Origin of the sequence: Chitinivorax tropicus (assembly GCF_014202905.1) — a bacterium.
Classification (GTDB): Bacteria; Pseudomonadota; Gammaproteobacteria; order Burkholderiales; family SCOH01; genus Chitinivorax; species Chitinivorax tropicus.
In genome coordinates this window covers 62,745-81,229 of the sequence record NZ_JACHHY010000001.1, presented here as the reverse complement: position 1 = coordinate 81,229, position 18,485 = coordinate 62,745, and the positions used below count along the sequence as shown (strand labels likewise).

The 18,485-nt window shown below is 57.0% G+C and carries 15 protein-coding genes; 6 read left to right on the top strand and 9 right to left on the bottom strand.

Features of this window, described 5'->3' with window-relative positions; translation table 11 throughout:
- Window positions 1–16: 16 nt before the first annotated feature.
- Entirely contained in the window at window positions 17–628 is a 612-nt protein-coding gene (locus HNQ59_RS00220) for a response regulator transcription factor (protein WP_184033548.1), read from the bottom strand.
- Window positions 625–2,547, bottom strand: a complete 1,923-nt coding sequence (locus tag HNQ59_RS00215) for a two-component system sensor histidine kinase NtrB (RefSeq protein ID WP_184033545.1) — start codon at window positions 2,545–2,547, stop codon at window positions 625–627. Before HNQ59_RS00215 ends, HNQ59_RS00220 begins: the two co-directional genes overlap by 4 nt.
- A 149-nt stretch (window positions 2,548–2,696) precedes the next feature.
- Here HNQ59_RS00215 and HNQ59_RS00210 point away from each other — a divergent pair, with 149 nt between their 5' ends.
- The 4 genes from HNQ59_RS00210 (at window position 2,697) to HNQ59_RS00195 (ending at window position 7,686) form a co-directional block, all read left to right on the top strand.
- The gene (locus HNQ59_RS00210; RefSeq protein ID WP_184033542.1) at window positions 2,697–3,698 is read left to right on the top strand and encodes a TRAP transporter substrate-binding protein; all 1,002 of its coding nucleotides are present in this window, start codon (window positions 2,697–2,699) and stop codon (window positions 3,696–3,698) included.
- A gap of 230 nt (window positions 3,699–3,928) precedes the next feature.
- Window positions 3,929–4,486 carry a TRAP transporter small permease gene (locus HNQ59_RS00205; RefSeq protein WP_184034090.1) on the top strand — a complete coding sequence of 186 codons (558 nt, stop codon included), beginning with the start codon at window positions 3,929–3,931 and terminating at the stop codon, window positions 4,484–4,486.
- Window positions 4,483–5,862 (top strand): TRAP transporter large permease, encoded by a 1,380-nt coding sequence (locus HNQ59_RS00200; protein ID WP_184033539.1) that lies wholly within the window; start codon window positions 4,483–4,485, stop codon window positions 5,860–5,862. The genes HNQ59_RS00205 and HNQ59_RS00200 overlap by 4 nt, the downstream gene beginning before the upstream one ends.
- Window positions 5,863–5,961: 99 nt before the next feature.
- A complete protein-coding gene (locus HNQ59_RS00195) occupies window positions 5,962–7,686 on the top strand; it encodes a methyl-accepting chemotaxis protein (RefSeq protein WP_184033536.1) in 1,725 nt (574 codons plus the stop codon).
- A gap of 144 nt (window positions 7,687–7,830) precedes the next feature.
- Here HNQ59_RS00195 and nudK read toward each other — a convergent pair whose 3' ends face one another.
- The 7 genes from nudK to HNQ59_RS00160 all read right to left on the bottom strand — a co-directional run bounded on the left by nudK (window position 7,831) and on the right by HNQ59_RS00160 (window position 16,218).
- Entirely contained in the window at window positions 7,831–8,409 is a 579-nt protein-coding gene (gene nudK / locus HNQ59_RS00190) for a GDP-mannose pyrophosphatase NudK (protein ID WP_184033533.1), read from the bottom strand.
- 83 nt (window positions 8,410–8,492) lie between these two features.
- Complete coding sequence (locus tag HNQ59_RS00185) at window positions 8,493–9,647, bottom strand: ABC transporter permease (protein WP_184033530.1); 1,155 nt, start codon at window positions 9,645–9,647, stop codon at window positions 8,493–8,495.
- On the bottom strand, window positions 9,644–10,798 hold the full coding sequence (locus HNQ59_RS00180) for an ABC transporter permease (protein WP_184033527.1): 1,155 nt from the start codon (window positions 10,796–10,798) through the stop codon (window positions 9,644–9,646). Before HNQ59_RS00180 ends, HNQ59_RS00185 begins: the two co-directional genes overlap by 4 nt.
- A complete protein-coding gene (locus tag HNQ59_RS00175) occupies window positions 10,795–12,741 on the bottom strand; it encodes an ATP-binding cassette domain-containing protein (protein WP_184033524.1) in 1,947 nt (648 codons plus the stop codon). Before HNQ59_RS00175 ends, HNQ59_RS00180 begins: the two co-directional genes overlap by 4 nt.
- Window positions 12,720–13,823 (bottom strand): HlyD family secretion protein, encoded by a 1,104-nt coding sequence (locus tag HNQ59_RS00170; protein WP_184033521.1) that lies wholly within the window; start codon window positions 13,821–13,823, stop codon window positions 12,720–12,722. Before HNQ59_RS00170 ends, HNQ59_RS00175 begins: the two co-directional genes overlap by 22 nt.
- A 22-nt stretch (window positions 13,824–13,845) precedes the next feature.
- Window positions 13,846–15,201, bottom strand: coding sequence for a TolC family protein (locus tag HNQ59_RS00165; protein WP_184033517.1), 1,356 nt, complete (start codon window positions 15,199–15,201; stop codon window positions 13,846–13,848).
- 141 nt (window positions 15,202–15,342) lie between these two features.
- Window positions 15,343–16,218 carry a sterol desaturase family protein gene (locus tag HNQ59_RS00160; RefSeq protein WP_184033514.1) on the bottom strand — a complete coding sequence of 292 codons (876 nt, stop codon included), beginning with the start codon at window positions 16,216–16,218 and terminating at the stop codon, window positions 15,343–15,345.
- A 180-nt stretch (window positions 16,219–16,398) separates the two neighbouring features.
- Between HNQ59_RS00160 and HNQ59_RS00155 the strand changes: the two genes are divergently transcribed.
- Both HNQ59_RS00155 and HNQ59_RS00150 read left to right on the top strand, forming a co-directional pair.
- Window positions 16,399–17,769: a sensor histidine kinase gene (locus HNQ59_RS00155; protein ID WP_184033511.1), complete on the top strand. Its 1,371-nt coding sequence runs from the start codon at window positions 16,399–16,401 to the stop codon at window positions 17,767–17,769.
- Entirely contained in the window at window positions 17,744–18,376 is a 633-nt protein-coding gene (locus HNQ59_RS00150) for a response regulator (protein ID WP_184033509.1), read from the top strand. Before HNQ59_RS00155 ends, HNQ59_RS00150 begins: the two co-directional genes overlap by 26 nt.
- Window positions 18,377–18,485 lie beyond the last annotated feature (109 nt).

The following is an 18,485-nucleotide window of genomic DNA, read 5'->3' as shown; positions in this document are numbered from 1 at the left end:
GAAAATATAAATTCTGTCATTCCTTCCCAGCCAATAGCTGGGCCAATTCTACTGCCGAGCGCACGCCCATTTTGGCAAACACATTGGCGCGGTGGACTTCTACCGTGCGCATGGTGATGTCCAGTTCATCTGCAATCACCTTATTGAGCTTGCCAGCCAATACGCGTTCCATTACTTCCCGCTCCCGAGGGGATAGCTTGCCCAGCCGTGAATGCACCGCTTCCTGGTTGCCGCGCGATTGTTTACGGGTAAGGCAGATATCCAGGGCGGCATTGAGCTTGCTCAACAGCAAATGATCGGTACACGGCTTTTCCAGAAAATCAAAGGCACCATCCTTGACTGCTTGTACTGCCATAGGGATGTCGCCATGACCGGACAAGAAGATGATCAACAACTCGCTGCCCCGTTGACGCAATGCATCGAATACATCCTGCCCGCTCATGCCTTCCATGCGGATGTCGAGTACGGCAACACCCTCCCATGTTGGCTCCAGGGCTGCCAGGAATCGTTCGCCTGACTCAAAAGTCCGTACCGAATAGCCATGAGACAGCAGTAATAGCCCCAGTGCATCCCGCACGGCTGCATCGTCATCTACGATAAAGACGTTTTTCAGTTCCAATTGGCTCATAACGGTAAGGTGAAATGAAAGCAGGTACCGACGCCAGGCTCAGTCTCGAACCAGAGCTTACCTTGGTGATTTTCGATGATGGAGCGGCAGATACTCAAGCCCATGCCCATACCCATGTTCTTGGTGGTGAAAAACGCTTCGAACAGGTGTTGGGCAACTTGGTCGGGGATACCGCCACCTGTGTCCCGCACGCTGACTTGCAGCATACCACGGTATTCGCACGCCATGATGGTGATTTCCCCCCCGCTGGCTGGCTGGCTGGCACACGCATCGATCGCATTGCGTAAAAGGTTGAGCAGCACCTGCTCGATAAGCACCTTGTCCGCCTGGATGTCGGGTAGCGGTTGCTGGTTGACCACCAATTTGACGCGTTTCTGGCGTGCATCGGGCTCAACCAAGCCCATTGCGTCATCTATTACGCTATTCAGGTTACACGTCTCACGGTGTGGCGTGCTCCGACGGACGAATTCACGGATGCGCCTGACGATCTGGGCGGCGCGCTGGGCTTGCTCAGCAATCTTGTCCAATGTGCTGCCAAGCAGCAGTTGGCGATCAGGCTGCTTGGCCAACTGCTGGGCTGCGTTGGCGTAACCCGACATGGCCATCAAGGGTTGATTCAACTCATGTGCCAGCGTCGAGGCCATTTCGCCCATGCTGACCAATTTGGCGGTCTGTCGCAATACTTCTTCTTGTTGGCGGGTATGCTCCTCGATTCGCTTGCGTTCGGTGATGTCCAGCACCGAACTCATCCAGCCGCGCTTCTGGCCATCGGCATCGATCAGCGGGGTGGTGTAGACCATGGTGTCCACATAATGGCCATTCCGATGGCGGATGCGGGATTCAAACCCTGCCATGGGGGCATTGCCCGACAGCACGGCCTGGTTCTGCTGCAGGTGGTGTTCCATGGCCTCTGGCACCCAGTAGGGGTAGGGTGGCGTCGCGCCGATCAACTCCTCCTTGCTGAAACCGACCATTTTGCAGAAAGCAGGGTTGACATAGATGATCCTGCCTTCCAGGTCACGGGCGCGCATGCCGACCGAGAGGGAGTCCTCCATCGCCTGCCGGAAGGCATGTTCTGCTCTTAACGCAGCCTCCGCCTGCAGTCGCCCTTGGACGTGGCGCCGTAGGCGCCACCAGCTGTATACGACAGCCAGCGCCAAACTGACGACTGCCGTGACCAGCAGATTGCGGACAATGCTGCTGGGTTGGCGATAGGCGGTGACCTTCAGCAGCAGATCCTTTCCGGGCGGCTCCAGCGGCACCTGATAGGACAGGGTTTCATCACCCGTTTCAACCTGTGATTTGCTGGCGATGATCTGTCCATTGCTGTCGTGGATCACCAGCCGGTACTTCACTGCAAACCACCAGGGCACCTGCTGCGCCACCATCTTGTTGAGCGACATCAGGGCAACGGCAACATGCTCTCCCTCCGGTACCACCAATGCGATGATGGCATCCTGCCCCTGCTTGAATATATCTGAATATGAAGAATTTCCTGATCGGGTCGCAAAGGCGCTTGCAGCCTGGATTTCAGGCAGATACTGCCGCCCGATTGGTGTACTATCGTAGATGGCAGCATCATCTGGCGAACGGATCTGGACACGGGTCACGCCGGGGTTGCTGCTTTGTATGAATTGTACGCGGGCATTGAAAGTGTCGAGGTCGAGCTGACCACTGCGCTGACTTTGCAATAGCGACCTTAGCCGTTCTTCTGTTTGTTCAAATTGAAAACGCAGATTCTGCTCAACCCAAAGCACATCATTGATCAGAACCTGCCGTTGTTCACTACGCTCGTCATGGTGTGAGTACCACAACAATCCCGCTACGGCGGCGATGAACAACGCTAGGGCGATCCGTGGTAGCAGCCACAATGATCGATGCGTTGCGGTGGGCACGCGAGGAGGAAAAATGAGATTCATACCCGTCATCGTAAGGAATATGCCCTATGTTGCGCCAGACTGTGGAAACCCACAGCGGGATGGTATTCGATTTCCCACAATTGAGGGGCCGTCCTTTAGACACCAGAATTTGTCATATATTTACTCTAATCGATAAAAGGAGACACTCCATGAAACGTCGCTCGTTGCTACTGGGTGCACTAGCCTTGGCATGCTCGGGATTGGCACTGGCAGATAACCCGATTGTGATCAAATTCAGCCATGTCGTGGCATTGGATACACCAAAGGGTAAGGCAGCCGAGCAATTCAAAAAGCTGGCGGAGGAACGGACCAAAGGCCGTGTCAAGGTCGAAGTCTATCCCAACAGCCAGCTATACAAAGACAAGGAAGAGCTGGAGGCCCTGCAACTGGGCGCGGTACAGATGCTGGCACCCAGCTTGGCAAAATTCGGCCCGCTGGGCGTGAAGGAATTCGAAGTCTTTGATCTGCCTTATATCTTTGATAACTATGCTGAGTTGCATAAAGTTACACAAGGCCCCATTGGCGCCAGCCTGTTGGGCAAACTGGACAGCAAAGGGATCAAGGGGCTGGCTTTTTGGGATAATGGATTCAAGCAGTTCTCCGCCAATAAGCCGCTCAAAAAACCTGAGGATTTCAAAGGGCTGAAAATGCGTATCCAGTCTTCCAAAGTGCTGGACGCAGAAATGCGTACCCTGGGTGCCAACCCTCAGGTCATGGCATTTTCCGAGGTGTATCAAGCCCTGCAGACTGGGGTGGTGGATGGTACTGAAAACCCTGCCTCGAATTTCTTTACCCAGAAAATGCATGAAGTTCAGAAATTCATGACACTGACTGACCATGGCTACCTGGGCTACGCCGTCATCGTCAACAAGAAGTTCTGGGATACGCTCCCTGGCGATGTGCGTACAGCGCTGGAAGGGGCAATGAAGGATGCCACCAAGTACGCCAATGATATTGCCAAGAGCGAAAACGATGGCGATATCGACAACATCAAAAAGTCTGGGAAGACTCAAGTCCTCACATTGACCGCTGATGAGAAAAAAGCCTTGAAACGCGCCTTGACACCCGTTCATAAGCAGATGGAAAGCCGCATTGGCAAAGAGCTGATCGATGCCATCTATAAAGAAACAGGGTTCAACGCAAACGAATGAGTGTCGAGTGTCCATGGATGGCTTGAGTATCCACCTGAGTCATTCTCAGTGGATACCACGCCATCCCTCGGATTGGACAACCTCTTTTCGGTTTCAGGCAGTCTTCAGCGCGTGACATCGATCGGGTACGGCTGGCCAGCTGTACCCAGCTGACTGCAAACAGAATCATCCAGCCTGAATGAGCTGTCGATGACAGCTCGCTTGTGAAGGAAGGCATCATGAAGCTATTCATGAAGCTGCTCGATCATATCGAGGAGTTCATCATTGCCACGCTGATGGCGTTGGCGACATCCATCATCTTCGTCGCGGTCATACACCGCTACCTCACCGGATTCAATTGGTTTGCACAAGACTGGTTGCTCAGTCTCAACCTGTCCTGGGCGCAGGAGCTGTGCATCTACATGTTTGTGTGGATGGCCAAGTTCGGGGCGGCCTATGGCGTGCGCACCGGTATCCATGTGGGTGTCGATGTACTGATCAACCGCCTGAGTCTGCGGCATTTCCAGATATCGGTCGTGCTGGGGCTGTTGGCGGGCGCGCTGTTTACCGGCATTGTCGGCACCTTGGGCGCGAAATTCGTGTGGGAAATCGCCCATACAGATCAAACATCTGCAGACATGGAGATACCGATCTGGTGGGTATATATGGCCATCCCCGCCGGCTCGTATCTGATGTGCTTCCGCTTCCTGCAAGTAGCATGGCGTTTCCTGCGAACAGGTGAGCTGCCGAAGCATGATCATTCCCATGTGGAAGGTTTGGACGAAGAATTGGAAAGGCAGCCCGCATGAGCGCGACATATACCCCTCCACAACACCCACTGTCCATCAAGGTCCCCATTGCGATCCTGGCTGCGCTGGCCGCGCTGGCGTATATCGGCGGCGCCAATGCCGTCATCTTTTGCCTGTTGATTGGCCTGATGTTGACTGGCATGCCAATCTCGATCGCCCTGGGCCTGACAGTGCTGACCTTTCTGTTTACCATGACTCAGGTGCCGATTGAATCCGTGGCATTGAAACTGTTCACCGGCATTGAGAAATTCGAGATCATGGCGATCCCGTTCTTCATCCTGGCGGGTAACTTCCTGACGCATGGCGGCGTGGCGCGGCGCATGATCAATTTTGCCACCAGCCTGGTCGGCCATTGGTACGGCGGGCTGGGGCTGGCCGGGGTGATGGCCTGCGCATTGTTCGCAGCCGTGTCCGGATCCAGCCCAGCCACGGTGGTGGCGATCGGCTCGATCATCCTGCCCGCGATGGTCAAGCAAGGTTTCCCCAACCGCTTTGGCGCAGGGGTGATCACCACCTCCGGGGCGTTGGGTATTCTGATCCCACCCTCGATCGTGATGGTGATGTACTCGGTCGCGACCAATACCTCTGTCGGTGCCTTGTTCATGGCTGGGGTCATTCCTGGCATCATGCTGGCCTGCCTGCTGGGTTTCACCACTTGGTGGCGGGCCAAGAAAAACAATTACCCCCGGCTGGCCAAAGCAAGCTGGGCTGAGCGCTGGCAAGCATTCCGTCGTTCGGTATGGGGCCTGCTGTTGATCGTCATTGTGATGGGCGGGATCTATACCGGCATCTTCACCCCGACTGAAGCTGCAGCAATGAGTGCGGTGTATGCTTTCTTCATCGCTGTGTTTGTCTACAAAGACTTGCGTCTGTCACAGATTCCCAAGGTGTTGCTGGATTCGGCGTCGATGTCGGCGATGTTGCTGTACATCATCACCAACGCGGTGTTGTTCTCGTTCCTGATGACGCACGAAAACATTCCGCAAGCCATGGCAGACTGGATGCTGCACATGGGGCTGGGCCCGATCACATTCCTGCTGGCGGTGAATCTCTTGCTGCTGCTGGCGGGCAATGTAATGGAACCCTCTTCGATCGTGCTGATCTTGGCACCGATCCTGTTTCCGGTGGCGACACAATTGGGCATACATCCCGTCCATTTTGGGATTCTGATCGTGGTGAACATGGAGGTGGGCATGTGCCACCCGCCGGTTGGCCTGAATCTCTATGTTGCGTCGGGCATCACCAAGATGGGGATCACTGAGCTGACGGTTGCAGTCTGGCCTTGGCTGTTGACAATGGTGTTCTTCTTGATCGTGGTGACCTATATCCCCGGCATTTCGCTGTGGTTACCAAAGATGCTGGGCATGATCACCTGATCGCTGGTTATTTCGCGGTAACAAACAGGCAGCTTTGGCTGCCTGTTTTATTTTCTGATCGCCTGCCTATACCTGGATTATTGGCTATAAAGATAAGCAATGAGCCATCTTGATTGCGCCGGTGGCCCTCAACAGAAGATGGTTTCCGTAGCATCAAAATATGAGGGGATGGGTATGCAGGCCTTGCTTTCCAATTTCAGCATCCGGGTGAAGGTGATTGCCTTGATTGTGTTGGCGGTGGCAGGTTTGATCATTGCCGGGTCGATCGGCGTTCAAAGCACCAGCGCCATGGCCAAGCTGGCTGGTGACATGTATTCCAATCAGACGAAACCGATCATTTTGATCGCGAGTGCCAATCAATATGCCATCTATGCCAATCGCAGTGACTACCGGTTCATCGCTGAGCCTGAGAAAAGCGCGATGGATGAAGTGACCGCCAATCGCGCCAAGCAAGTGGCTGAAATGAACCGCTTGCTGGATGAGTACCGTAAGAGCGAACTGACCCCGCAGGAGGTCGATCTGCTCAAACAATTCGATGCTGCCTGGCCGACGATGGAGGCTGCCTGCAAGCAGGCACGTGATCTTTCCTATGCTGACACTGGCGATGGCGCAGGTAACACCAAGGCGCTGGAGGTGATGCGTGCTGAGTGCCGCCCCAAATTCAAGATTGTGGATGACTTGCTGTCGAAATTGATGGAGACCAACCAGCAGTTGGCTGAAGAGGCCCATAAAAATGCAGAGGCGAGCTATGCCTCCACCCGCAATCAATTGATCACCATTGCCGTGGTATTGACTGTGTTGATGTTCATCTTCGGCTTGCTGGTGCAACAGGGTATCGTCGGTGCGCTGGCTCGCGCGGCGCAATCGATCAAGCGCGTTGGGCAGGGCGACTTCTCTGAGCAGATCCAGGTGGTGGGCAATGATGAGGTGGCCACCATGATGACCTTTCTGTCCTCCATGCAAGGTGATCTCAGATCAACCATCGGGCATATCCTGAATTCCGCACAGACCCTGGCCAGCACTGCGGAGGAGCTGGCCACTGCAACAGAGCAGATGTCCGCCAGTGTCAACCAGCAGGTGGATGCGACAGCGTCGGCGGCGGCTAGTGTGGAGGAGTTGACCGTCAGTATCGCCAACATCTCCAACAATGCCGGCTATGCCAGTGAGAACGCCGTCGAGGCGGGCAGCAAGGCCGATCATGGCAATAATGAGGTGATCAGCGCAACACAATTGGTCAAGAAAGTCAGCGAACGGGTCGTGCAGACAGCGGCAGAGCTGGAGACATTGTCGAGCAGCGCGCAACAGATCGGCAGCATTGCCACGGTCATCAAGGATGTGGCGGACCAGACCAATCTGCTTGCGCTGAATGCTGCCATCGAAGCGGCGCGGGCTGGTGACACCGGGCGAGGGTTTGCGGTGGTGGCGGATGAAGTACGTAAACTGGCGGAGCGGACAACCACCTCTGCCTCGGAAATCACCAATATGATCGCCTCGATCCAAAGAGGGGTGCAGACGGCGCAGGCCAGTATGCGGCAAAGCTGTGATGCAGTGACCGAGGTGGTTAGCGCGTCGGAGCGCGCGGCACAGACCATTGAAGACGTGCAGGTGAAAGCTGGCGTGGTCGTACAGGCCATCGGAGGCATTGCCACTTCGACTGGCGAACAAAGCCATGCCAGCAATGAGTTGGCCAAGCGGGTCGAGGTGGTGGCGCAGATGTCGGAGGAGAATCAGGCCACGGTGGTCAGTGTCTCGCAGTCTGCGCAGGATCTGGCCAGCATTGCCGAGCAGCTGCAGGTATCGGTGGCCCGGTTCAAGCTGGCTTGACACCCTGCTGTGAACGATCGGATCTGAGCGGGAACTGGCGCCGCCAGATTGACATGTCCAAAGCGGGGCGCTGCAAGCCCCCAGAGCGCCACCAGGCTGCTCGGGCGGCTAACATCCCCGCCTGATTGCAGTCGATGAGTGTGATCAAAGTATGTTTTTCAATCGCAAATGCTGTAACAGCATGATGGTCTTGGCATCGATGATCTCGCCACGATCGATCATGGCCAATGCCTCGTCGAATTCCAGCTCCAGCACTTCGATTTCCTCTCCTTCTTCAATCAAACCGCCACCCACATGGCTGCGTGAGTCGTGTTCGTATTCACCGATGAAGAAATGGATACGTTCCGTCACCGCGCCAGGGCTCATGAATACGTCGAACACCTTTCGAACGTGACTCACCTTGAAACCTGTTTCCTCTTCAGTTTCACGTTTGATACAGGTTTCCGGGTCGTCTTCATCCAAGAGACCAGCACAGGTTTCGATCAGGAAACCGTGGTAACCATTCAGGAAGGTGGGCAGACGGAACTGGCGGATCAGGATGACTGTCCCTTGCTCAAGGTTGTAGAGCAGAATGGTGGCACCGTTGCCACGGTCATAGACTTCGCGCACCTGCTGCTGAGTGGCCCCGTCCTGGCGCTGGTACTGGTAGCTGTACTTGCGCAGGATATACCAGTTGTCGGACAGCACTTCTTCTTGATCGATGCGGATGCGGTTTTCTGTCATGTTCATTGCCAGGAAAGAGGATCAGCCCATAGTGTACCTGAATCGACCCATTATTATGGTTAGCCAGTGCGGCGCAGGCCGACTCAACCAAACTGCCTGCGGAAACGATACAGCCCGAAGCCAAAGACCACTGCGCCGAGCAGGAGCATGCCACCGATCGTGGGCAGCAAAGCGCGCAAAGACTGACCCTTCAGCAACAGACCAAAGGCAATATCAATGTAGTAGTGCAGGGGTGAGACATACATCATGTCACGCAGCCAGACCGGCATGGCTTCCGGCGGGGTCCAGGCCCCGGACAGGAAGAGCATCGGTGCCAGGATCAGAATGGTCAACATGCCAACCTGGGCCAGGTTGCGCGCCAACGTGGCGGCAAACAGCCCCAAGCCTGCGGTGGTAAAGACATATAAAGCAGTCAGCCCGAAAAAAGCCACCAGACTGCCACGCGCCGGCAGGTCGAACGCCGGCATCAGCACGGCAAACAGGCTAAGGCCGCTGCCCAACAGGATCACGACGGTCATCGAGATGACTTTGGGAAACATGATCTGAAAAGGGGAGAGTGGCGAAACCAACAGCTGCTCCACCGTACCTCTTTCCTTTTCCCGCACCATGGCCGCAGCAGGCAGTAAAACCGCGAATACGGTGATCACAGTCAACAACTCGGTGATGCCCATGAACCAGGCATCGTTCTGATTGGGGTTGTACCAGACCCGGCTACGGTTCTCGATGACAGGCAGATCGGTCAGTCTGCCGCCGCTCAGCCCGGCTTGGTGCAACCCGGCCTCCAGTCCGAATCCGCCCACGATCTGCGCCGCGTAGCTGCTGGCAAGGAAACCCAGCACGCTGTTGGTGGCATCGATCTGCATTTGGATGGCGGTGGGCTGCCCTCGCTGCAGGTCGTGTTCGAATTGCGGGGGGATGTCCAGCGTCAGCATGGCACGCCCTTCATCCAATAGCTGCTGGCCCTCTCGGCTACTGGCCAGTGCGCCATCGATGCGGAAGTAGGGTGCCTGGAAGCGTCCCAGCAGCTCGCGTGAAGCGCCCGACCGGTCTTGATCCAAAACACGGGTGGCCGCCTGATTGAGCTGCAAGGACACGCCGGAGGCCGCCAGGTAGATATCCGCTGTGAAAGCATAGGCGATGAATATCAACAATACGCCGTCGCGCAACAGTTGCAGGAATTCCTTGCGGGTCATGACCAGCATGCGCCGTGACCAGATCAAAATATCGTGCGATGTCATGTGTTGGGCCGTTTATGGAACATCAGATAACCAATACTGAACAAAGTGGTGGCATAGCCAGCCAGCACCAGCATGTCAGGCCATAGGGCGCTGAATCCCACCCCTTTCAGAAAACAGCCGACCACGATGTTGGTGTAGTACATGGCGGGCAGCAGGTGCGCGATCAGCTGCGCGGTTGGGCCGAGCGACGGAATCGGGATCAGCACGCCGGAGTACAGCACTGCTGGGATGACGGTGACGATGGCGGTGACGATCATGGCGGCGACCTGGGTCCGCACGGCCACAGAGACCAGCAGCCCAATGCCCGTGGTGCAGATCACATAGATCAAGCTGGCGAGCATGAAGAACAGCCAGCTCCCTTTGAATGGCGCATCAAACAAACCCACTGCCAGTAGCCATAGGATTAGGATGTTCAAGCTGCTGATCACGACATAAGGCGCCAGTTTGCCAGCCAGGAACTCACCCCGGCTGACCGTGGCGCTATAGATGTTGAAGATCGAGCCGGACTCCTTCTCGCGCACGACACCCAGTGCCGTCAGGAAGGGGGGGGAAATCATCAGGATCACCATCAGCAGCTTGGGGGCAAGCGACCAGATGCTCTTCACGCTCTGGTTATACAGATAGCGGACTTCCAGCTTGACGGGCTGTATCATCTGGCGAGCCTGGGTGAGCGATACCCCCTTGGCCTGCGCCAGCAGCCTGGCCAGCGTGTCCTGATTGGCCGCAGCATTCAATGCGGTCACATACCCCTTGGCAGTCATGGCGCGGAAGGGGAAGGTGCCATCGACCAGTGTCTGTACCGTACTGGCTTGCCCAGCCTGCAAGCGCTGCCCAAACTGGGGCGGAATGATGATGGCAGCACGGATGTGGCTGCTGGCCAGCATTGCACCCAGGGCTTGCTCATTGTTCACATAGCCTTGAAAGGCGAAGTAGCGTGAATCAATGAATCGGTAAGCATAGTCGCGGCTTTCCACGCTGTGGTCGTAATCGACGATAGCCAATGGAATGTCCTCCACATCCAGTGACAGGCCGTAACCGAACAGCAGCATCAGCAAGGCGGGGACGACAAAAGCCAAGGTGAAAAACAGTCGGTCGCGAACAATCTCCCGCCACTCTTTATAGGCCACGGCCCAGATGCGTTGTCGATTCATCGCATGCGCTCCAGCTCGGTGACGCGCTGCACGAACACATCCTCCATGCTGATCGGGCGGCTGTCGATGCGCTCGCAGTGGATGCCCGCTGCCTGCCAGATCGGTCGGATCTGCGCAATGGCAGCATCTGGCGTGGGGCTGAACAGGTGGATTTTCTTGCCATACAGCGAAGCATCCACAAAGCCCTGCGCCTGCAGCAGCCCGAGCGCCGCCTGTGGCTGGCTGACGGTGGCCTCCAACAAGGTGCCGACCTTATCTCGCAGGGCCTGTTTCAAGGCAGCCGGAGTTGCGTCGGCCACCACCCTGCCGGCAAACATCAGCGCCAGATGATCACAGTGTTCGGCCTCGCTCATATAGTGCGTGGTGATGAGAATCGCCACCTGTTCCACGCGCGACAGGTGAAACAGGATGTCCCAGAACTGGCGACGACCGATCGGGTCAACACCCGAGGTTGGCTCGTCCAGAAACAAGACCTGCGGCTGGTGCACCAATGCACAACCCAGCGCCAGTCGTTGTCGCAAGCCCATCGGCAGGGTGGCTGCCAGATCGCGCTCATGGCCGCGCAGGCCAGCCATGTCGATGATCCACCCGCTACGGGTCGCAGTCTGTCGCCTGTCCAGACCATAGATGCCCGCATAGAGGGCAATGTTTTCCAGCACTGTCAGATCCATATACAAGGAAAACGCCTGCGACATATAGCCAATGCGCTCTTTGATCTGACGCCCAGCGGTGCGCATGTCGGCCCCGGCCACCTGCCCTTTGCCTGCCGAGGGGGGCAAGATGCCGGTCAACATCTTGATGACCGTGGTCTTGCCCGCGCCGTTGGCACCCAGCAGCCCGAAAATCTCACCTGGCGGCACACGGAAACTGACCTGGTCGCAAGCGGTGAATTCACCGAATACCCGCGTCAGCTGCTGCGCCTCGATCGCTGCCGTGGTCTGCGGGCTGCGGTCACCTACCGGGGAGACGAAGTCCTGTGTGCGCTGTTCGCTCAAGCCCCGTTGCCGCAGCAGCGCTACGAATACGTCCTCCAGCTCGGGTTCGGTGGCATCCAATTGCAGAATCTGCACACCTTGCAGGTGGTCGCGCACCTGGGCGGCGGCATCCGCCGTGCGCAAGCCCTCGGTGAACAGCCGCAGCTGTGGGCCTTGTGCTTCGATTTGCGGATGCGGCCCGCGTAGCGCTTGCCACGCGTCAAACTGGGGCTGGGCCGTGACCGTGACGATACTGCCGGGCGCCAGATCCAGAATATCCTCCGGCGTGCCCTGCGCCAGCACTTTGCCCTCATACAACAAGGCCATGCGGTGAAAGCGTGCCGCTTCATCCATATACGCTGTGGACACCAGTGCGGTCATGCCCTGCGCTTGTAGCAGCTCGCCCAGGATGGCCCAGAAATCACGCCGCGACACCGGATCAACGCCAGTGGTCGGTTCATCCAGAATGATCAGCCGTGGCTCATGAATCAAGGTGCAGACCAAGCCGAGCTTCTGTTTCATGCCACCCGACAGGTTTTTCATCGCCCGATGTCGAAAGGCTTCCAGCCGCGTCATCTTCAATAGCCGTGCCTTCCGTTCCGCCAGGATGTCATCGGGCACCAGGCGCAATTTGGCAAAGAAATCGATGTTCTCTTCGATTGACAGCTCGGCATAAAGATTTTGCCCCAGGCCCTGCGGCATCAGTCCGATTCTGTCCTTGATCCGTTCGGCGGCGGTTTCACTGTCGAGACGCGTGCCAAACACGGTCAGCTCACCCGCGTCATAACCCAGCACGCCCGCAACAGCCTTCATGAAGCTGGATTTACCCGCGCCATCCGGGCCGATCAGCCCGAAGATCTCGCCTGGTTGCACGGTGAGATCCAACCCACTGACCGCGATATGCTGGCGATAGCGTTTGGTAAAGCCCTGTGCGTGAATGACTGGCGCTACCACTTCGGACGCTGCCATGCGATCTGTTCATCCCAGCGGATCACCGCATCAGCAGGCAGCCCTGGGGTCAATTGGTGCTTTGGGTTTTGATTCAGGTGAAGCTTGACGGCATAGACCAATTTGACCCGTTCATCCGGGGTCTGCACTTCCTTCGGGGTGAATTCGGCCCGGCTGGCGATATAGCGGAGCGTGGCCGGATAGGCTGTGTCGGGAAAGGCATCGGTATAGATCTGTGCGGGCAAGCCGAGCTTGATCTTGCCGATCTGGTTTTCCGGCACATAGACCTTCAGATAGAGCTGATCCAGATCCACGATATCGAATACCGGTGAGCCAGGCGCCACCATTTCACCCAGATCGCGAATACGGCTCATCACCACGCCCTGAGCCGGGGCTTTCAAGGTCAAGTCCGCCAGCACACTGTCGATTTCGCGTTGGGCTGCCCGCGCTTGTTCCAGCTGGGCGGCGAGCGCATTTAGCTCAGCCTGCTTGGCGGCAATACGCGCATCGCCCAGCCGCGCCTGCTGCAATGCTTGTTCTGCCTGGATCACCCCGGTGCGGGCTGCTGCCGTATCGGCCTGGGCAGCAGTTGCTGCCAACTCGGCCAGCTCGGTTTTGTGGCGATCCACCGAGCCACGCTCCAGCAAAGCCCTCATGCGGCTGGCGTCGCGCTGGGCCTGGGCTTCGGCAGCCTGCGCCTTGCCAAGCTGCGCCCGGGCGCGCTGCAGCTGCGCATCGTTAGCAGTGATGTTCAGGGGAACTTCCTGCTTGGCCACGCCCAGCACGGTCTGCGCAGCATGTAATTGGGCAGTGAGGGTGGCCACCGTCTGGGCTACTTGTTCCGACTTGGCTTTCAGCTGGGTGTCGTCAAGCTGGGCCATGGCTTGCCCAGCATTCACCGAGTCACCTTCCTTGACCAGCAGTCTGACGATGCGTCCCGGCGTTTTGCCCGCCACGGCGATGTGCTCGCCTTCCAATCTGCCATTGGTCTGGATCAATCCTTCCGGCAGGCCCTGGCGGTCAGCCAGCTGATGCCAGACCAGAAAGCCGGCCAGGCCGATGGCCAGAGCAGTGGGGATCAGGATATGTGCTTGTAGTTTCATGGATGTTCCATTCTGACAGCATCTACAAATTTCCGACGGCATGCCGTAATTGCAGGATGGCTTGTTGTTCGTCGTAATGTGCGTTGTGCAGATTGCCTAGCGCGCCCGCCCGCCGAGTTTCGGCATCCAACACCTCGCTTTGTGGCGCCAGGCTGTTGGCATAGCGATCTTTGGCGACTTTCAGGTTCTCTTCGGCATAGGCCAGGGTTGCCTGCGCCACCTGTTTGCGCTGCAGTGCTTCCTGCTGTCTTTGCCAAGCCTCTCGCACCTGTAATTCGATGAAAGACTGTACTTCATCACGTTGCAGCTGCAGGGCGGAAGCACGGGCCTGCAGGGCTGCGGCCTGGTGGCGATTGACCCCGCCATCGAAAATGTCCCAGCTCAGGCCCAGGCTCAGCGACCGGAAGGTATCTTGCTTCAGATAGGGGTTGTCGAGATGATGGTAGCCGCCGATCAGGGCCAGCTGCGGGCCATCAGCGCTCCGGACGGCTCTGGCCTGCGCGGTCATGGCTGTGCTGCCCGATTTGAGTTGATCCAACTCGGCCCGTTGCTGTTGCGCCAAATGTTGTAGCTGGGCCAATTCAGTGTGCTCGGGCTGAAATTGTGTCTCTGCCAAGGTCACTGGCGTAGCCAATGGCCGTTGCAGCTGACGGTTGTAGGCGGCGCTGGCCAAGTCCACGGCGTTACTGGCCTGAATCTGCCTTTGCTGGGCATCCGCTACCGCAACGGTGACGGCAAGAGTGTCTGCCTTAGCTACCAGCCCTTGTGCGAAAAAGGCTTGTACATCATGTTGGTGAGTCAGCAGACTGCTCAAGTGCTGGTTGGCCACCAGGGCCAGCTGTTGCGCCCGTAAGACATTCAGATAAGCCTTGGCGATTGCCAGCTTGCTGTCTTGGCGGGTTCGCCGCAAATCAGCGGCGGCCACCTCGACACTGGCGCGCGCAGCCTCAATGGCATGGCTGATCCGCCCACTGGTGTAGAGCGGCAAGGTCAATGTTGCGTGGCGGTTCTGAAACCGGTCTTTGCTCAATGGCAGGGAAAGGCTGCTGGGTAAGGGCAAGGGCAAAGGCAGTTGCGGAAGGCTCGCGCTGGCCTCGGGCGCCTCGCTCAGCCGGGTGTAGCTGGCGCTGATCTGCAATCCCGGCCAACGGGCACTTTCCGCGGCAGCTTCGAATTCCTGCGATGCCGCATGTTGTTGCGTCGCCATCTGAACAGGACGATCATGTCTTAGCCCGATTTCCCATGCATTCTCAAGTGTTTCCACTGCGCCAGCCGACAGTGACGCCAGCCATAGCGCCCCGACCAGGAGAACTCGGAACGATGGGGTGCCCGCAGGGTGAGGAAGGGTCGAATGCTTGACCCGGCGTGTATGGCACATGAGTTTGGATACCTGAATATATCAGGCTCCATTATTGGCAATCCTGACAGGGGCGGTGTTGATGGTGATCAAGAGAAAGCCAATGAAGAAGGCAACATGGTAACCGTGCCACTTTCTTCACTGGCCGCTGCCCGATGCCGGTCAGTTGGCAGGTTGTCTGCCCAGCTGGGGATCGATAGCTGGGGCGGGCTGCCAGCCTGGATGACGGAACAGGTATTGGATGCGATCCTGCCAGCGGGTCGCTTGCTGAATGTCTTGCCACAACCGGCTTGCCTCAAACGTGTGAACGACCCAGGGGTTGACGGACTGAATGGGATGGGTCAATCCGTAGATGACCGTTTCCTCTTCCCGTTCATAAGTGCCGAACAATCGATCCCAGATGATCAGCACTGCGCCAAAATTCTTGTCGAGATATTGCGTCTGCACACCATGATGCACGCGATGATTGCTGGGCGTATTCAACCACGGGTCGAGCCAGGGCAGCCGTCCAACCGTCTCGGTATGGATCCATTGCTGATAAACCAATACAAAGGTGATCAGGCTGACTATTAGAAGTGGATCGAAGCCAATTAAGAAGGCTGGCAAATAGAAAATAGGTGCGGTGAATCCATCCACAAATGAAATCCTGAGCCCAATGGTTTGATCATATTGCGGCGAGCTATGATGAACTGAATGTGCCATTGCCCAGTACAGGCGGACTTCATGGGCAAACCGATGCTCGATGTAGGATAGAAGATCCACCAATAGGAAAGCTGGAATGACAGTGAACAGCGTGGTAGGAATGTGGATAGGGGCCAGCTGGTAGCAGGCCATGAAAGCCAAGGTCATGTATGCGGTATATGCACCATCCAATAACAGTGTGGGGATCAACGGACTTACCGAGGCCAACATTTCCTGAACGCAAGGCCGATTCAACTGGCCCTTTCGCCAACGGCGGAACAATTCAAGCGGGAGAAGAATCAGAATCAGATTCTCCAGATGTAGATTCAATTGATTAAGCTGATCCAAAACATTCATGTTGGCCTCTTCATGATTTGCATTAGGAACGGCTGATATTAAGCTGGCCTGATTGAATGTGCTTGAGGCTTGCGGTAGTGCGCAGATGGGTCTCGAGGCTCAGTCGCGGTCAGATTTGATCATATCGGTACCTAGGAGAGAGCAGTGCAATTGTGGCGGTCTTTATGGTGGAAAATGGCGTTGAGTTACATTCCGATCACGCTGCTCGGCAGCCTGCTGGCGGTATTCCTGATCGGGCCTGTGGTTGACGCCAAGGTGTTCCATGCAATCGTCGCGCCCGCTCATTTGAAGATGCTGATCCAGGGGGAGCGTCAGATTCTGGATGGCCGCTTGCACGATACGACCTTGTTGGAAAAGATGGCTCGCAATATCGCCTGCCACCTGATGAATGTTGATGGCCCGAATGGCATGTCGGGGATCAAATATTCATCCGATCCTGCGGTCAGTGTCGGCATCTACCGGGCGGATGGCCAACGGGTTGCGCAGGCTGCGATAGGGCGGTTGAGCTTACCATCGAGCTGGTTGCCCAGTCAGGAGCAACTGATCGTCCGCTCTCCGGGTGAGCGCTGGCTCGCTTTGCCCATCGAGCCGGATGGCACCTTGCTGATCCGTCATCAGGCAGCGTTCCAGTTCTGGAAGAACATCCAGAGTAGTGTGTTGGATGCCAGCAGTGCGCTATGGTTCCTGGCGGTCATCGTGTCACTGCCGGGCATTGTACTGGGTGGGTTGATCACCTATTGGTTGCGCCGACGGCTACGCCATATTGCTCATGTCACCGAAGCCTGGGCCAACGGCGATTTCAGCGTTCAGTTGCGTGATCAGTCGCAAGATGAACTGGGGCAACATGCGCGTTCACTGGATCGGATGGCCAGCCAATTGGCTGCGCATGTCGATACCCGCCAGCACTTGGCTGCTTTGGAAGAGCGACAACGCCTGGCGAGAGAGCTGCATGACAATATCAAGCAAGCCGTGTTCGCAACGGGCCTGCAGCTGCACGCCGCCTCGCGTTGGGTCACCCATGACGGGGCCCGCACCAAGGCGCTATTGTCTGATGCACAGCAGCTGAATGAAGCGGTGCAGCTCGATCTGTCCCGTCTGCTGGATCGTATCCGTACCGTCCCAGTCGGCCACCAACGGCTGAAGAGCGCCCTGGAGGAGGTGGCACGCCCTTGGCGTGCGCATTTGGATATTCAGCTGATCATGGTGGGTGACCGCTTTCTGCCAGCGGAGATCACCCACCATCTCGCCCGGATCGTCAATGAAGCATTGGCCAATGTCAGCCGTCATGCTTTTGCTCAACAGGTCTGGATACGAACCCATGTCGATCGGGCGGGATTGGAGCTACAGATAGAAGATGATGGCTGTGGCTTTGACCCCGCGAGCATCGCCAATGGCCTGGGTTTGCAACATATGCAGGAACGTGCAGCGGCCCTGCCAGCAGGAAAGTTGATCATTCACAGCGACCCAGCAGGTACACAGATCATCTTGCGTTGCCAAATGACTGCCATGGAAGAGGAGTCGAGTGATGATATCCGTGCTGATCTGCGATGACCATGCAGTAGTACGCTATGGCATTGCCGCAGTTCTGGATGCGCAGGGCACTTTTCGTCTGGTCGGGGCGGTCGATCATGCCGAACGGGCGATTTCGCTCGCCGCGACCACCCGGCCTGATGTGGTGCTGATGGATCTGTTACTGCCAGGGTGCAATGGCGTCCAGGCCACACGTGAGATCCGCCGCGCCAGCCCGCAATCGAAAGTCATGTTGCTGACCAGCCACGAGGGTGAAGAATACTTGCTGGAAGCCATGCAGGCGGGGGCATTGTCCTATTGGCTGAAACGAGCCTCGCCTGACGAGCTGGTCCGGGCCATTGAAAGCACGGCGAGAGGAGAAGCGGCGTTGCATCCGAAGATCGCCGGTGCCGTCATAAGGGCAATGAGGCAATCGACCGAGCCCCACGGCCCGACGCTGACCGAGCGCGAAACCGAAGTGCTGCAACTGATCGCGGATGGCCTGAGCAATGCCCTGATTGCCAGCCAGCTGGGTCTGAGCGAGAAGACCGTCAAAAACCATGTGAGTCATATCCTTGAGAAATTGGAGCTGTCAGATCGCACGCAAGCGGCGGTGTATGCTTGGCGTGAGGGCATCAAGACACGCTGATCCGACTTGGCTGCGAGATGCCCTGTTGGCCCGCTCACTCCCTAAAGATTTGATTTGCCAGCCCCTACTGTCGCTCACCCCTGCGTAGCGTGGTTTTCTGTGCATCGGC

Coding starts and splice junctions, on each gene's coding strand:
- HNQ59_RS00220 (WP_184033548.1), bottom strand. CDS start 628: ATGAGCCAATTGGAACTGAAAAACGTCTTTATCGTAGATGACGATGCA.
- HNQ59_RS00205 (WP_184034090.1), top strand. CDS start 3,929: ATGAAGCTGCTCGATCATATCGAGGAGTTCATCATTGCCACGCTGATG.
- HNQ59_RS00160 (WP_184033514.1), bottom strand. CDS start 16,218: ATGAATGTTTTGGATCAGCTTAATCAATTGAATCTACATCTGGAGAAT.
- HNQ59_RS00180 (WP_184033527.1), bottom strand. CDS start 10,798: ATGAATCGACAACGCATCTGGGCCGTGGCCTATAAAGAGTGGCGGGAG.
- HNQ59_RS00195 (WP_184033536.1), top strand. CDS start 5,962: ATGAGCCATCTTGATTGCGCCGGTGGCCCTCAACAGAAGATGGTTTCC.
- HNQ59_RS00165 (WP_184033517.1), bottom strand. CDS start 15,201: ATGTGCCATACACGCCGGGTCAAGCATTCGACCCTTCCTCACCCTGCG.
- HNQ59_RS00210 (WP_184033542.1), top strand. CDS start 2,697: ATGAAACGTCGCTCGTTGCTACTGGGTGCACTAGCCTTGGCATGCTCG.
- HNQ59_RS00185 (WP_184033530.1), bottom strand. CDS start 9,647: ATGACATCGCACGATATTTTGATCTGGTCACGGCGCATGCTGGTCATG.
- HNQ59_RS00215 (WP_184033545.1), bottom strand. CDS start 2,547: ATGAATCTCATTTTTCCTCCTCGCGTGCCCACCGCAACGCATCGATCA.
- HNQ59_RS00170 (WP_184033521.1), bottom strand. CDS start 13,823: ATGAAACTACAAGCACATATCCTGATCCCCACTGCTCTGGCCATCGGC.
- nudK (WP_184033533.1), bottom strand. CDS start 8,409: ATGACAGAAAACCGCATCCGCATCGATCAAGAAGAAGTGCTGTCCGAC.
- HNQ59_RS00150 (WP_184033509.1), top strand. CDS start 17,744: ATGATATCCGTGCTGATCTGCGATGACCATGCAGTAGTACGCTATGGC.
- HNQ59_RS00200 (WP_184033539.1), top strand. CDS start 4,483: ATGAGCGCGACATATACCCCTCCACAACACCCACTGTCCATCAAGGTC.
- HNQ59_RS00175 (WP_184033524.1), bottom strand. CDS start 12,741: ATGGCAGCGTCCGAAGTGGTAGCGCCAGTCATTCACGCACAGGGCTTT.